General features: G+C 75.2%; 11 protein-coding genes. 8 read left to right on the forward strand and 3 right to left on the reverse strand.

The window, feature by feature from the left end:
* Nucleotides 1-4 precede the first annotated feature (4 nt).
* From J2S42_RS35465 to J2S42_RS35475, 3 genes are all read left to right on the forward strand, one after another.
* Complete coding sequence (locus J2S42_RS35465; RefSeq protein ID WP_307246381.1) at nucleotides 5-964, forward strand: MHYT domain-containing protein; 960 nt, start codon at nucleotides 5-7, stop codon at nucleotides 962-964.
* Nucleotides 965-1,294: 330 nt separating this feature from the next.
* Nucleotides 1,295-1,924: a TetR/AcrR family transcriptional regulator gene (locus tag J2S42_RS35470; RefSeq protein WP_307246384.1), complete on the forward strand. Its 630-nt coding sequence runs from the start codon at nucleotides 1,295-1,297 to the stop codon at nucleotides 1,922-1,924.
* On the forward strand, nucleotides 1,921-2,520 hold the full coding sequence (locus J2S42_RS35475) for a DUF3159 domain-containing protein (RefSeq protein ID WP_307246386.1): 600 nt from the start codon (nucleotides 1,921-1,923) through the stop codon (nucleotides 2,518-2,520). The genes J2S42_RS35470 and J2S42_RS35475 overlap by 4 nt, the downstream gene beginning before the upstream one ends.
* A gap of 199 nt (nucleotides 2,521-2,719) precedes the next feature.
* Here the strand turns inward: J2S42_RS35475 and J2S42_RS35480 are convergent, their stop codons facing one another.
* A complete protein-coding gene (locus J2S42_RS35480) occupies nucleotides 2,720-3,160 on the reverse strand; it encodes a nitroreductase family deazaflavin-dependent oxidoreductase (protein ID WP_307246388.1) in 441 nt (146 codons plus the stop codon).
* Nucleotides 3,161-3,270: 110 nt separating this feature from the next.
* Here J2S42_RS35480 and J2S42_RS35485 point away from each other — a divergent pair, with 110 nt between their 5' ends.
* Complete coding sequence (locus tag J2S42_RS35485; protein WP_307246390.1) at nucleotides 3,271-3,417, forward strand: hypothetical protein; 147 nt, start codon at nucleotides 3,271-3,273, stop codon at nucleotides 3,415-3,417.
* Here the strand turns inward: J2S42_RS35485 and J2S42_RS35490 are convergent.
* Nucleotides 3,398-4,303: a thermonuclease family protein gene (locus J2S42_RS35490; protein ID WP_307246392.1), complete on the reverse strand. Its 906-nt coding sequence runs from the start codon at nucleotides 4,301-4,303 to the stop codon at nucleotides 3,398-3,400. The two genes, J2S42_RS35485 and J2S42_RS35490, sit on opposite strands and share 20 nt — an antisense overlap.
* Before the next feature lie 318 nt (nucleotides 4,304-4,621).
* On the reverse strand, nucleotides 4,622-5,545 hold the full coding sequence (locus tag J2S42_RS35495) for a hypothetical protein (RefSeq protein ID WP_307246394.1): 924 nt from the start codon (nucleotides 5,543-5,545) through the stop codon (nucleotides 4,622-4,624).
* A 203-nt stretch (nucleotides 5,546-5,748) separates the two neighbouring features.
* On the opposite strand from J2S42_RS35495, the gene J2S42_RS35500 reads away from it, so the two are divergent.
* Genes J2S42_RS35500 through J2S42_RS35515 form a run of 4 tightly spaced genes read left to right on the forward strand, consistent with a single transcriptional unit; the run spans nucleotide 5,749 to nucleotide 13,229 of the window.
* Entirely contained in the window at nucleotides 5,749-6,672 is a 924-nt protein-coding gene (locus J2S42_RS35500; RefSeq protein ID WP_307246396.1) for an ABC transporter ATP-binding protein, read from the forward strand.
* A complete protein-coding gene (locus J2S42_RS35505; RefSeq protein WP_307246398.1) occupies nucleotides 6,669-7,325 on the forward strand; it encodes an ABC transporter ATP-binding protein in 657 nt (218 codons plus the stop codon). The genes J2S42_RS35500 and J2S42_RS35505 overlap by 4 nt, the downstream gene beginning before the upstream one ends.
* A 31-nt stretch (nucleotides 7,326-7,356) precedes the next feature.
* Nucleotides 7,357-10,527, forward strand: coding sequence for an FtsX-like permease family protein (locus tag J2S42_RS35510; RefSeq protein WP_307246400.1), 3,171 nt, complete (start codon nucleotides 7,357-7,359; stop codon nucleotides 10,525-10,527).
* Nucleotides 10,524-13,229, forward strand: a complete 2,706-nt coding sequence (locus J2S42_RS35515; RefSeq protein ID WP_307246403.1) for an FtsX-like permease family protein — start codon at nucleotides 10,524-10,526, stop codon at nucleotides 13,227-13,229. The genes J2S42_RS35510 and J2S42_RS35515 overlap by 4 nt, the downstream gene beginning before the upstream one ends.
* The last annotated feature ends 22 nt before the right edge of the window (nucleotides 13,230-13,251 follow it).

Here is a 13,251-nt window from a genome sequence, read left to right on the forward strand (position 1 = left end):
TGCGGTGTCGGGTCAGATACACCACTTCGAGTACGGCGTGATCACGCCGATTCTGAGCTACGCCCTCTCGGTGCTCGGCTCGGTGCTCGCGCTCACCTGCGCGGTTCGGGCCCGGGAGGCGACCTCCACCGGCCAGCGTGCGCGCTGGATCGTCGGCGCGTCGATCGCGCTCGGCGGCACCGCGATCTGGACCATGCACTTCATCGCCATGCTCGGCTTCGGCGTCGAGGGCACCACCATCCGGTACGGCGTCCCGCTCACCGTGGCCAGCCTGCTGCTCGCGATCGTCTCGGTCGGCATCGGCCTGAGCCTGGTCGGCTTCGGCCGGGCGAACGCTGTCACGATCATCGGTGGCGGGCTGTTCACCGGCATCGGCGTCGCGGCCATGCACTACACCGGCATGGCCGCCATGCAGCTGGACGGCACGATCGGCTACGACCCGGTGCCGGTGGTGCTGTCCGTGCTGATCGCGGTGGTGGCCGCGATCGTGGCGCTGTGGCTGTCCGTGCGGGTGCGCGGCGCGTGGGCGATCGTCGGATCCGCGCTGATCATGGGCATCGCGGTCAACGGCATGCATTTCACCGGCATGACCGCGATGCACGTCGAGCTGCACTCCGAGACGGTACGGCACACCGGCGTCTCGTCCGGCACGCTGCTGGTGCCGATCGTGGTCGGTGTGATCATCGGCGTCATCGGGCTGGTCTACGCGATGCTGGCCGTGCCGTCCGACGAGGACCGGGCCGCACTCGCCTACATGGACTCGCGCCGTGCCGCCGGTGCCGTACCCGGCCCGGCCGGTTCCACCGGTGCCGGTGGCGCGGGTCCGGCCTCCGCGGGTCTGCCGCCGGGGCGTGGCCGCCGCGGCGCCATCGCGGCCGGTGGCGCGTTCCAGCAGCAGCCACGCCGCGCGTCCACGCCGGGCGGCTCCGGCTTCAACGGCTTCGAGCCGAGGAACAAGGCCTGACACCACCTCCCCGAACGACGGCCCGGCGGTCACGCCGGGCCGTCTTCGTGTGCCGGCCTCCACGGCGCCGGGATCCCGCGCGCCGGTACCCGGGGGCCGCAGCGCCAGGACGCGGGTGACCGTAGGCGCGGGCACCCGCGCGCCGGGTCCCGCAGGCGCCGGGGCCCGGGCGGCCAGGACCCGTGCGCGCCGGTACCCGCGCGGCCGGGGCTCGCCGGACGCCGCCACCCGCGCGTGCCGGGATCTCGCCTTCCGTACCGCGGTGGTCTGGTTTCGCGAATGGCGGACCGATTCTTTACCGGCGATATATAACGGCGATATTTTTAGCGCATGAGCCCACGCGCCGCGGACCCGGAGGTCCGTACGAAACTGGTCGAGGCCGCCGGCCGGATCCTGGGCGAGGAAGGGCCGGCCGCGCTCACCAGCCGCCGCCTCGCCGCCGAGGTCGGCACCTCGACGATGGCCGTGTTCAGCCGCTTCCGGAGCATGGCCGAGATCCACCGTGCGGTCCGCGAGGAGGGTTTCGCCCGCCTGCACGCGGAGCTGGACGCGCTGCCCCGCGCCGACGACCCGGTCGCCGGCCTGGTCGCCGCCTGCGACGTGCTCTTCGCCGTCGGTGTGCGCAACCCGCATCTCTACCGCGCGATGTTCGTCGAACGCCCACCGGAGGCCGACGACCTCGGCGTCGGGACGTACACGCGGCTGGTCGCGCTGGTCCGCCGCTGCGTCGGCGCCGGCCGGTTCCCGGCGGCCGGTGGGCTGCCCGCGGCGCCGGAGGTGTGGGCCGCGCAGCTGTGGAGCATGCGGCACGGTCTGGTGACCATGGCGATCGCCGGACTGCTCCCGCCCGGTCAGGTGCGGTTCGTGCTCGACGACATGACGCTGCGGCTGCTGATCGGCTACGGCGACGACCCGGCGCGCGCCCGGGTCTCCGTCTCCGCCGGGAGGGCCGAGGCATGAGCACGCGGTTCGACGAGCTGTGGGAACGTGCCGGGGGATTCGCGGGTCTCGTGCAGTCGTCGCTGCCACCGGTCGCGCTGGTCGCGGCGAACGGGTTGTGGGGCCTCCACCCCGCGATCGCGGTCGCGGCCGGCGTGGCGCTGGCCGTGGCGGTGTGGCGCGCGTTCCGCGGTCAGTCGCTGCGGCCCGCGGCCGGTGGCCTCGCCGGCGTGGTGATCGCCGGTTCGCTGGCCGCCCGCAGTGGTGAGGCCCGTGACTTCTTCCTGGCCGACATCGCCTGGTACGGCGTGGCCGCCGTGCTCCTGGCGATCTCGATCATGGTTCGCCGTCCGCTGGTCGGCGTGCTCTGGAGCGTGCTACGCGGTGCCGGACCGTCCTGGCGGCACGACCCGGTCTCGCTGCACGGCTACGATCTCGCCACCGCCGTGCTCGCCGCGGTCTTCGCCACCCGCTTCGCGGTGCTGTACCGGTTCTACGCGCAGGACGAGGTCGGCTGGCTGACGGTCTCGAAGATCCTGCTGAACCATCCGCTGTGGGCGCTCGCGATCTGGGCCGCCCGCCGCTCCGATCGCCGCCTGGCGTACTGCACGACCTGAGACATGTCGCCATGTCCCGATCCGGGGCGATGCCGGGCACGGCATCGGCGCCACCACGTTCCAGGCGTCCACGCCCCGCTGCTGCGCGACGTCCGGGCCGGGTGCCCCCGGCCGCGGCCGGGCGACCGCGGCCCGGTTCGCACCCGTCGTGCCGGCCCGGATCCGAGGGATTCCTGACCGGGACGGCCTGTCGGCGTATCTACGCCGAGCGTCGCTCCAGGACGAAGACCGGGATCACGCGCTCGGTCTTCGTCTGGTACATCGCGTAGTCCGGCCAGGCCTCGCAGGCACGCTCCCACCACTCCGCCCGCTCGGCGCCGTGCACCTCGCGCGCGTCGTAGTCGTGCTTCTCGTCGCCGTCCTGCAGCTCGACGTGCGGGTGCGCGATCAGGTTGTAGTACCAGACCGGGTGCTTGGGTGCGCCGCCGAGCGAGGCCACCACCGCGTACCGCCCGTCGTGCTCGACCCGCATCAGCGGTGTCTTGCGCAGCTTGCCGCTCTTCGCGCCGACCGAGGTCAGCACGATGATCGGCTTACCACGCAGGTCACCGCGCTCCGCGCCGTCCGACGCCTCGAACGTCTCGGCCTGCTCGCGTGCGTAGTCGGACGGGCTGGGTGCGTACTCTCCGGTCAATGGCATGATCCGATCGTAGACACATCCGGGTCCCGGATGCTTGCGCGGGACGCTTTCGGTGCCGGTTGCCCGTCGCATCGGGGCGTCCGCGATCGCGCGCGCACCATCCTGTGAAAATGCGCCTTCTTCGATATGTCGCCGCTGTCCTGGCCGCGCTGGCACTGCCGGTCCCGCGGCTGCGCACGGACGGCTGGACGTTCGCGCTGCCGCCCACGCTCACCCGGGCTGCAAGCGCGAACGCGCTCACCCGGGCTGCAGCGTGAGTGCGGCGGACGGCACCAGGTTGAGGTCGCGGATCGCGCCGCGCAGGTCGCCCGGCCAGAGCCACAGCCGGTACTCCGGCCCGACCCGGACGTAGTCCTCCGGGCCGAACAACTCACGCGTCCGCATGTCCGCGCAGTACCGCTCCCGCCACGCGTGCGGGCTGCCGGTGAGCTCGCGGCCCTCCACCAGCGACCGGGTGATCTGGAACAGCCGCTCCATCGACCGGTACTCGTACGCCAGCAGCGTCTCCGCCGACTCCCAGATGCCGCGCCCGGCCGCGCGCGCCTCCACCGCGGCCTCGACCAGCAGCGCCAGGTCGGCCGCGCCCGGGATCGACGGGTGGATCACGAACGGCGCCGCCCACCCGGCCCGGACCAGGTCGAGGTTGAACGTGGACCGCTGCTCGCGCGTCATGGTGCGGCGTTCCGCGGCCGAGTAGTCCGGCGCGACGTACGCCAGCAGCCGGTGGTTGCCGTCGAACGGCGCGTCCGCGGTCCGTACGAACAGGTTCCGCTTCGTCCCGTTCGGCCGGGTGAGCCGCGCCGTCATGTTCGCCTTGCCGAACGCGGACGCGGCCTGCCCCTGGCTGAAGTGCAGCGTCCCGGCGTGCCCGGTCTCCAGCCGCGGCTTCAGGTGCTCGGCCAGCGCGTCGCCGATCGGCGCACGGCCCTCCTCCATCCACGACGCGAGCTGCTTGAAGTCCTGATCGATCGCGGCCGCCCGGTCCGCCGACCGCGCGGTCACCTCCGGCGTGTCCACGCTCAGCATGCGTACCGGCATGCGCAGATTCGGGGTGTCGCCGTCCGTCACGTCGACGAGCGCCTTCGCGCCCAGGTGCGGCATCGAGGCGCCGTCGGGCGCCCAGAGGATCTGTATCGGGTCCATATCGGCTCCAGCTGCCACCGGCTCGTCTGCCTGACCCCTTCAGGACAGCACCGCCGCCGGTTCTCCGGCACCCTCGCGCCGAAAGCCGACCCGATCGGGCGGAGGCCCCGCGGGATCGCGGCGACACCGGCGCCGTCGCGGATTACGCCCGCGTTCTCGGTGGACGCGACGCTGGAGAGCGGCATGGAAACGGCCTCCCCGAAGCCGTACGGTGGTCCGGGGCATTGAAGCTTGCCAATAGTCGAAGGTCGATGAAGGGCGCGAAGGCCCCCTCCCGATGCGCCGGGAGGGGGCCTTCGCGATACGGCGAGAAGGGGATCAGTTCTCGCCGACGGGGTTGCCGTTCGCGTCGTATGCGGCGCCCTCGGTGCCCTCCGCGGCGGCATCGCCCTCGGCGCCGGCGTCCGCTTCGCCCTCGGCGTCCGCTTCGCCCTCGGCGCCGGCGGCACCCGCCTCGCCCTCGGCGCCCGCGGCGTCATCAGCGCCGGCCTCGTCCACGCCGCCGACGCCCGCGGCGGCCTTCGCCTCGGCGAGCGCCAGGCAGGCCTCGAAGAGCACGGTCTGCGCGTCCGCGACGGCCTGAGCCGCGTCCGCGGCCTCCGCGTCGCCGGCTGCGGCGTCGTCACCCGCCGCGTCGTCAGCCGCCGCGTCGTCGCCCGCGGCTTCGTCCTGGTCCGCGGCCTCGCCCTTGTGCGCCGGGCCCTCGCCGGCGCCCTTCGCGGCCCGCTCCTCGGCCTCGGCCTTCTCCGCCCAGCCGGCGGCCATCTCCGCGGACTTCTTCGCCGACTTCGTGGTGGCGGCGATCTCCTTCTCCGCCTTCTCCCTCGCGGCGGCGTCCTCGGCGGACTCGCTCTCCTCCGGCGCCGCGGTCTCCTCGGCCGCGCCCCCGTCTGCGACGTCCTCCTGCGCGGTCTGCAGCGCGGCCGCGAACACGTCGCACGACTCGTCCAGCGCCACCGCCGCGGCCTGCGCCGCCTCCACCGCGTCCGCGCCGCCCTCCGGCGCGAGTTCCGCGCCGTCGCAGAGCACCACACCGGCGTTGATCTCGACCGCGGCGCACTCGGAGACGTCGAATTGCTGGCCCTCGACGTTGATCAGGCCGGCCGTGGCCGCCGCCTCGCTCTTGTTCTCTCCGGCGTTGGCGAAGCCGAGGCCCGTGACGCCGGCCACCACGATCGCGCCTGCGACGACGGCCGCGCCGATCGCCTTGCGGTTCTTCAGGGTGCCGTATCGCCATTGCATGTCTGCCACCACTCCCAGCGGGCTCGGATTCATGAACGTGCGCGCACCGGGTCCTACGCGGGTCGCCGCCGAAAAGGTTCAGACCCGGCCGGAATCGGCGCCGATTCACCCATACGGGGGCGTATACATCCGGACCCTCAAGATCGTTGACCAAGCGGATATCGATGTATAGGGTCTGCGCGACCCACCTGTGGAGGAGAGGGATGACCACCAGACCGCTGTCCCTCCCCGCACCGCCGGAGAGGGCGCCCGAGTTCGGCGGGGACTCGCTGATCGTCTGCGAGAACCTGGTCCGGATCTATCAGACCGGCTCGATCGAGGTGCAGGCGCTGCAGGGTCTCGACCTGACCGTGGACGCGGGTGAGATGGTCGCGGTCGTGGGCGCCTCCGGCTCCGGCAAGTCGACGCTGCTGTCCATCCTGGCCGGTATCGACGCGCCCACCGCGGGCCGGGCGCGGGTGGACACCTGGAACCTGCTCGACATGTCCCGCTCCGACCGGGTGCGCTACCGGCGGCACACGGTCGGGTTCGTCCGGCAGCAGACCGCCGGCAACCTGGTGCCGTACCTGACCGCGCGGCAGATGGTGGACCTGCCGATGACGGCGGCGCGCACCCCCGCCCGGGCCAGGAAAGCGCGTGCCGTGGAGTTGCTGGACATGCTCGGCGTGGGCGCGCTCGCGGACCGGCGGCCGGCGCAGCTCTCCGGCGGCCAGCAGATGCGGGTGGCGATCGCGGTCGCGCTGGCGAACCGGCCGCGCGTGCTGCTGGCCGACGAGCCGACCGGCGAGCTGGACACCACCACGTCGGCCGAGGTCTTCGGCGTGCTGCGGGACGTCAACCGCGAACTCGGCGTCACGGTCGTGGTCGTCACCCACGACCCGGCGGTCAGCGGGCAGGTCGAGCGCACGGTCGCGATCCGCGACGGGCGCACCAGCAGCGAGGTGCTGCGCCGCGCCGCCGTGAACGGCGACGGCGACCACGAGGTGATCGCGGAGGAGTACGCGGTGATGGACCGGGCCGGTCGCGTGCAGGTGCCGCGCGAGTACCGCGAGGCGCTCGCGCTGACCCGCCGGGTTCGGCTCGCGCTCGAGTCCGACCACGTCTCGATCAAGCGGGACAACGCATGAACATCTTGAGGGTACGGGGTGTCAGCCGCCGGTTCGGCGACGTGCACGCGCTGCGGGACGTGTCGTTCGAGGTCGAGGCCGGCACCATGGTCGCGCTGGTCGGCCGCTCCGGCTCCGGCAAGACCACGCTGCTCAACGTGATCGGCGGCCTGGACCGCCCGGACACCGGCACGGTCCACGTCGACGACGTCGAGGTCACCGCGCTCGACGAGGACGGCCTGGCCCACCTGCGGCGCGAGCGCGTCGCGTACGTGTTCCAGACGTTCGGCCTGATCCCGGTGCTCTCCGCGGCCGAGAACGTGGGTGCGCCGCTGCGCCTGGCCCGCACGCCCGCGGCCGAGCGGGAGAAGCGCGTCCAGCTGCTGCTGGAACTGGTCGGCCTGGCCGGCCACGCGGCGCAGCGACCGGGCGAGATGTCCGGCGGCCAGCAGCAGCGTGTCGCGATCGCGCGGGCACTCGCGGCCAGTCCCCGGCTGCTGATCGCGGACGAGCCGACCGGACAGCTGGACGCGGAGACCGGACTGGCCGTGATGGCGCTGCTGCGCGGCATCGTCGAGTCCGAGGGCGTCACCGCGCTGGTCTCGACGCACGACCCGGTGATGATGGCGCTGGCCGACCGCGTGATCGACATCCACGACGGGATCATCGAATGAGCGCGCTCACGAGCGGATCATGGGCGCCGGCATGAGTTTTCTGGCCCGGCGGGCGCGCGCGCAGTGGCCGCTGCTGGCCGCGCTGCTCGCGGTGGTCACGGTCGGCGTCACGCTGCTCGGCGTCTGCGCGCTGCTGGTCACCCGCACCGGCGAGCGCGCGGTCGAGGTCGCCGCCGCCCGCGCCTCGGCCGAGGACACGGCGGTCACCGCGTACACCGTCACGGTCGCCGGCCGGGACGCCCGCTCGGTGATGGACGACAGCGGCGCCGTGCTCACCGAGGCACTCGCCCCGCTGCCGGCCGCGCTCTCCGCCCGTACGTCCACGCTGCTCCGGCCGTTGCCGACGATGCCGAAGGGCGGCGACTTCCCGTCCCAGGGCTACCTGTCCGCGATCACCGACCTGGAGTCGCGGGTCGAGGTGCTCGAGGGCCGGCTGCCCGGCGGCGGGTACGAGGCCGCGCTGCTGCCCACCACCGCGTCACTGCTCGGCCTGACGATCGGCGACCGGCTCCCGTTCGGCCCGGAGAACTCGCCGGACCGCCCGGCCGGTTTCGAGGTCACCGTGGTCGGCATCGTCGCGGCGCTGCCCGGCAGCGGGTGGGACCGCGACCCGCTGGCCGGTGCCGGGTTCGACGCCGCCTACAACGACGGCCGGTTCCAGCGCCCGCTCGCCACGTACGGCCCGTTCCTGGTCGGCGTGGACGCGGTGCTGGCCAGTGGCTCCTCGCTGGACCGGCTGGACGTCACCGCGCTCCCGGACCTCTCCGCCGCGGACCGCCGGGACCTGGACGCGATCGAGACCCGGGTACGCGCGGCGGACCGGCGGCTCGGCGGCGTGCTCGGCGACCGGGTGGAGATCGAGCGGATCTCCACCGCCCTGCCGCGCACGCTCGCGGCCGCGGACCTGCAGCAGCGGGTCACCACGGCCACGGTGGCGTCGGTCGCGATCCTCGGCTCGGTGCTGACCGCGACCGCGCTGGCGCTGGCCGGGCGGCTGACCGCGGGCGTCCGTACCGTCGAGACCTCGCTGCTGACCGCGCTCGGCTTCGGCCGGCGGCAGCTGGCCGCGACCGCGATCACCGAGTCGCTGCTGCTCGCCGCGCTGGCCGTCGCGCTCGGGGTACCGGCGTCGTCCGCGCTGCACGCCGCGCTGACCCGGCTGCCCGCGCTGCGCGCCGCCGGCCTCGCCGAGGAACCGGGCGTCACCGTGATCCAGGTGCTCACGGTCGCCGGTGGCGCGCTCGCGCTGACCGCGGTCCTGGTCTCGCTCGCACTGCGGCCGGTCGCCGAGGTCAGGGACCGGCGCTCACGCGGCGAGATGCTGGCCCGCTCCGGTACGGACGTGCTGCTGGTCGCGTTCGCCGGCGTCGGGTTGTGGCAGCTGTGGACGCAGCCGGCCGGCGCCGGCGCCGGCCAGGACGCGGTCCGGGTGCTGGCACCCGCGCTGCTGCTGCTCGCCGGTGCCGCGCTCGCGCTCCGGCTGGCCCCGCCCGCGCTCGCGGTCGCGGACCGGCTGGCCCGCCGGGCCCGTGGCTTCGTCGTCCCGCTCGCGGCGTTCGAGGCGGCCCGCCGGCCGCAGGCGGTCGCGGCCGGGCTGCTGGTCGGGCTGGCCTGCGCCGCTGCCACGTTCGGTGCCGGCTTCGACGCCACCTGGCAGCGGTCCCAGGTCGATCAGGCCGCGCTCGGCGTCGGCACCGACCTCGCGATCACGCTGGACACCGCGGCCGCGGCCGGTCAGGGCGCGGCCGTCGCCGCCGCGACCGGTGGCACGGTGAGCGTGGTCGCCGACCGGCCGGTCGCGGTCGGGCAGTGGCTCGGTACCGGCGGCGACGCGCCCCGGCTGATCGCGGCGGACACCGCGCACGCGGCCGAGCTGCTACGTGGCCGGCTGGACGGCGGGCGCACCTGGGCCGGCGTGGGCGCGACGCTGGCGCCGGAGCCGCTGCCCGCGGGCATCCCGGTGCCGGCCGGCACCCCGATCACCGTGACCGGCACGACCACGGCCGCGCTGACCACGTTCGTCGCGCCGCGGCTGGTGTTCCAGGACCGGATCGGCGCGCGCGTGTCGTGCATCGCCGGTACCGTCCCGCTGGACGGCGCCGCGCACCCGCTGCCGGACTGCGTCGCCGCGGACGGCCTGGAGCTGGTCGCGGTGGTGATGCCGGTCCGGATCGACTGGGCGACGCTGTTCGCGGACCCGGACGCGCAGGCCACCGACGGCGACGGCACGATCTCGGTCGCGCTGACCGTGCCGGGCGCCGGGAGTGCCCCGGGTGCGGCGTGGCGGGGCCACTCCGCCGGGGTGATGCCGGAGACGATCCAGGACCCGGCCGTGGAACTCACCGGCGGCGTGCTCCGGATGAGCGCGGACGTGTCGATGGCCGGCCCGCCGGAGGCGAGCCGGACGCTGGTCGCGAGCGTGTTCGGCACGGTCGCGGCGGTACCCGTGATGATTTCCCAGCGGTTCGCGGACGAGCTGAGCGTCGGCCCGGGGCAGCTGCTCTCGATCGCGATCGGTGCGTCGCCGGTGGACGTGCGGATCGAGGGCGTGCTGCCGGCCGTGCCGTCCGCACCCGGCGCCGGTGCGCTGCTCGCGGACGTCGACTGGCTGTCCCGCGCGCTGATCCTGCACAGCGGCGACGTGACGCCGCCGGTGGACGCGCTCTGGGTCGGCGGCCCGGCCCCCGGCGCCGCGGAACGGGCCGCGGCGCTGCACCTCGGCCCGGTGCTCACCCGGGACGGCGAGACCGCACGGCTCACCGGCGGGCCGCTGCGCGCCGGGCTGCCCGCCACGCTCCGGCTGCTGGTGCCCGCGGCGGCGCTGCTGCTGCTCGCCGGCGTGATCCTGCACGTCACCTGCGACCTGCAGGTCCGTGCGCTGGAGGTGGCGCGGTTGCGCGGGCTGGGCATGACGCGGCGGGAGATCCGGCGGGTGCTGCTCGGCCAGCACGCCGGTGTGCTGATCCCGCTGATCGTCGCGGGCACGCTGGTCGGCGCGCTGGCCACGGTGCTGGTCGCGCCGTCGCTGGTCCGGTCGGACACCGGCGCCGCGCCGGTGCCGGACGCGCTGCCGTACTGGCCCTGGGTGGCCGAGGCCGGGCTGTTCGCGGCGCTGCTGACCGGATGCCTGCTGGCCGTCGCCGTGGTGGTGTCCGTGCAGGCCCGGCGCGCGGACGCGGCGCACCTGCGGGTGGCGTCATGAGGCCGGTACCGGCCCCGCACTGGCCGAGCGTGGCCGGGCGGGCGCGCGCCGACGCCGGACCGCTCGCGCTGGTCGCGATCGTGGTCGCGGTCACCGCGCTGCTGTCGTCCGCGGTGCCGCCGCTGCTGCGTGCCACCGCGGACGCCGCGGTCCGGCACGCGGTCCGCCGTGCCGGTGCCGAGGCGACCGTACGCGTGCAGGTCGGCTGGACGCCGGACGAGGGCCTGAACGGCACCCGGGTGCGCTACCCCGAGCTGCCGGAGGAGGTCGACTCGTCCCGGCGGATCGCCGGGGCCAGCCTGGACACCGGCATCGAGGCGCTGCTGAAGCCGGCGATCGCGTCCGTGCTCAGCGAACCGTTCAGCATCGTCGCGGGTACGGCGCCGCGCACGCTCCAGCTGACCTACCTCGCGAACTCACCGGACGCCGGCGGTGGACCCGGCGTCGTCTGGGTCGCCGGTGCCGCGCCCGCCGCCACCGAGGAGGGCCGGGTGGAACGCGCCCTGAACGCGCCGTGGACGGTCCAGGCCGGGCTTACCGAGCCGGCCGCGGTCACGCTCGGCGTCGGGCCGGGGGACCGCCTGGTCGTCCGTGACTCCACCGGCCTGGAGCGGACGATCCTGATCAGCGGCCTGTACCGCCCGGTCGACCCGGCGGACCCGGCGTGGCGGATCGCGCCCGCGGCGGTCGAGCCGGTGGCCGGCGCGGACGGGGCCGGCATCACCCGGTTCGGCGCGCTGCTGTCCCGCGAGTCGCTGCCGGACGCCCGGCTCGCGCTCTCCGGTCAGCAGCTCGCGCAGACGATCTGGCTCAACCCGGACACCGGCACGCTCACCTGGACGTCCGCGGAGGCGCTGGCCGCCGCCGTGGTCAAGCTCAAGACCACGTCCGCGACGTCCGGCGAACGCGGCGAGACGATTCGCTGGGAGACACGGCTGGACGAGGTGCTCAGCGACGCCCGGGGCGCGGTCGACGCCGCCGTCACCCAGGCGTCCGTGCTGCTCATCGCCGTGATCACGGCCGCCGGGCTGGTGCTGGTGCTGGCCGCGGACCTGCTCGCCCGGCGGCGCGCGCCCGCGTTGGTCACCGCCCGGCGGCGCGGCGCGTCGCTGCCCGACCTGACGCTCGAACTGCTCGTCGAATCCGTGCTGCTGGCGCTGCTCGCGGGCGCGGCCGGTCTCGCGCTCGCCCGGCAGCTCACCCCGGACGTCGCCTGGATCTGGGCGCTGCCGGTGGTGATCGTGGCCGCGGTCGCCGGCCCGGCGTTCGGCGCGGTCACCGCGGCGCGCGCCACCCGCAACCGCCGCGCGCCCGCGAACCGGTCCGCCCGGGTCTGGGTCGCGCGCACCGCGCAGATCCGCCGGGTCACGCTGGAGGCTGCGGTCGTGCTGGCCGCGATCGGTGCGTTCGTCTCGCTCCGCCAGCGCGGCATCGTGGCCGGCGACGACGGCCTCCCGGCCGGTGCCCCCGCGCTCGCCGCGGTCGCCGGTGGGCTGCTGGTACTGCGGTTGATGCCGCTCGGCACCGGCTTCGCGCTGCGCCGGTCGCTGCGCTCCCGCCGCCCGCTCGCGGTCTTCGGCGCCGCGCGGGCCGCGGTCACCTCCGGCCGTGCGCTGCCGCTGCTGGCCATGGTCGCGGGTACGGCACTGGCCACGTTCGCGCTGACGCTCGACGCGACCACCACCCGCGGGCTCGCCGACGGTGCCTGGCGTACCGCGGGTGCGGACGCCCGGCTCGACGTGGCGGCGAGCGCGGCCGGATCCACGCGGGACGTGGCCGCGCGGATCGCCGCGGCGCCCGGCGTCCGGCGGACCGCGACCGGGCAGATGCTGGACGGTGTGCGCGTGGTCGCGGACGGCCAGGCCGTCACGGTCCGGCTGCTCGCGGTCGACCCGGCCGCGTTCCGGCGGCTGCTGGCCGACACCCCGATCGAGGGCGCGGCCCGGCTCGACCGCCTGGGCCCGGCGACGGCACCGGTCCCGGTCCTGGTCCGGTCCGGTGACGGGGTCATGCGGACCGGCGGGCGCCTCGACCTGCTGCGCGAGGCGCAGCCCTCGGTGCCGCTGCTCGCGGCCGGTGACGCACCCCGGGCCGGTGACGCCCCGGACCTGGTCATCGCGGACGCGGCCGCGCTGGCCGCGGCCGGGCTGACCATCACGCCGAACACGGTCTGGGTCACCGGCCCCGGCGCGGCCGACGCGGTCCGGAACGCCGGCGTCGCCGGCACCACCGTGATCCGGGACGACGTCCTCGACGCCCGCCGTGACGCCCCGCTCACCGCCGGCCTGCTGCTGCTCGCCCGGGCCGCCGCGGTCGCGCTGCTCGGGTTCGGCCTGCTCGGCCTGTTGCTCGGCGCCGCCGCGGACGCACCGGAACGCTGGCGCACGCTCGGCCGGCTCCGCACGCTCGGCCTGCGCCCCCGCGACACCCGCTGGGTGGCCGCCGGTGAGCTGCTGCCGCCCGCGCTGGCCGCCGCGATCACCGGCCCTTTTCTCGGCCTCGGCCTGGCCTGGCTGACCCGGGAGCCGCTGGCCCTGCGCCTGCTGACCGGTCAGCAGGCCGACCCGGCCCTGACCGCGCCGTGGTGGCAGATCGCGCTGGTCCTCGCGCTTGTGCTGGCCACCGCCGCGCTGCTGGCCCCGGCCGAGGCCGTGATCCGCCGGCGCCGCAACCTCGCGGAGACGCTCCGGATCGGCGGCTGACGGCGGCACCCGGCACCCCTCA

The organism is Catenuloplanes indicus, assembly GCF_030813715.1.
GTDB lineage: Bacteria > Actinomycetota > Actinomycetes > Mycobacteriales > Micromonosporaceae > Catenuloplanes > Catenuloplanes indicus.

Coding starts and splice junctions, on each gene's coding strand:
- J2S42_RS35470 (WP_307246384.1), top strand. CDS start 1,295: ATGAGCCCACGCGCCGCGGACCCGGAGGTCCGTACGAAACTGGTCGAG.
- J2S42_RS35475 (WP_307246386.1), top strand. CDS start 1,921: ATGAGCACGCGGTTCGACGAGCTGTGGGAACGTGCCGGGGGATTCGCG.
- J2S42_RS35480 (WP_307246388.1), bottom strand. CDS start 3,160: ATGCCATTGACCGGAGAGTACGCACCCAGCCCGTCCGACTACGCACGC.
- J2S42_RS35485 (WP_307246390.1), top strand. CDS start 3,271: ATGCGCCTTCTTCGATATGTCGCCGCTGTCCTGGCCGCGCTGGCACTG.
- J2S42_RS35490 (WP_307246392.1), bottom strand. CDS start 4,303: ATGGACCCGATACAGATCCTCTGGGCGCCCGACGGCGCCTCGATGCCG.
- J2S42_RS35495 (WP_307246394.1), bottom strand. CDS start 5,545: ATGCAATGGCGATACGGCACCCTGAAGAACCGCAAGGCGATCGGCGCG.
- J2S42_RS35500 (WP_307246396.1), top strand. CDS start 5,749: ATGACCACCAGACCGCTGTCCCTCCCCGCACCGCCGGAGAGGGCGCCC.
- J2S42_RS35505 (WP_307246398.1), top strand. CDS start 6,669: ATGAACATCTTGAGGGTACGGGGTGTCAGCCGCCGGTTCGGCGACGTG.
- J2S42_RS35510 (WP_307246400.1), top strand. CDS start 7,357: ATGAGTTTTCTGGCCCGGCGGGCGCGCGCGCAGTGGCCGCTGCTGGCC.
- J2S42_RS35515 (WP_307246403.1), top strand. CDS start 10,524: ATGAGGCCGGTACCGGCCCCGCACTGGCCGAGCGTGGCCGGGCGGGCG.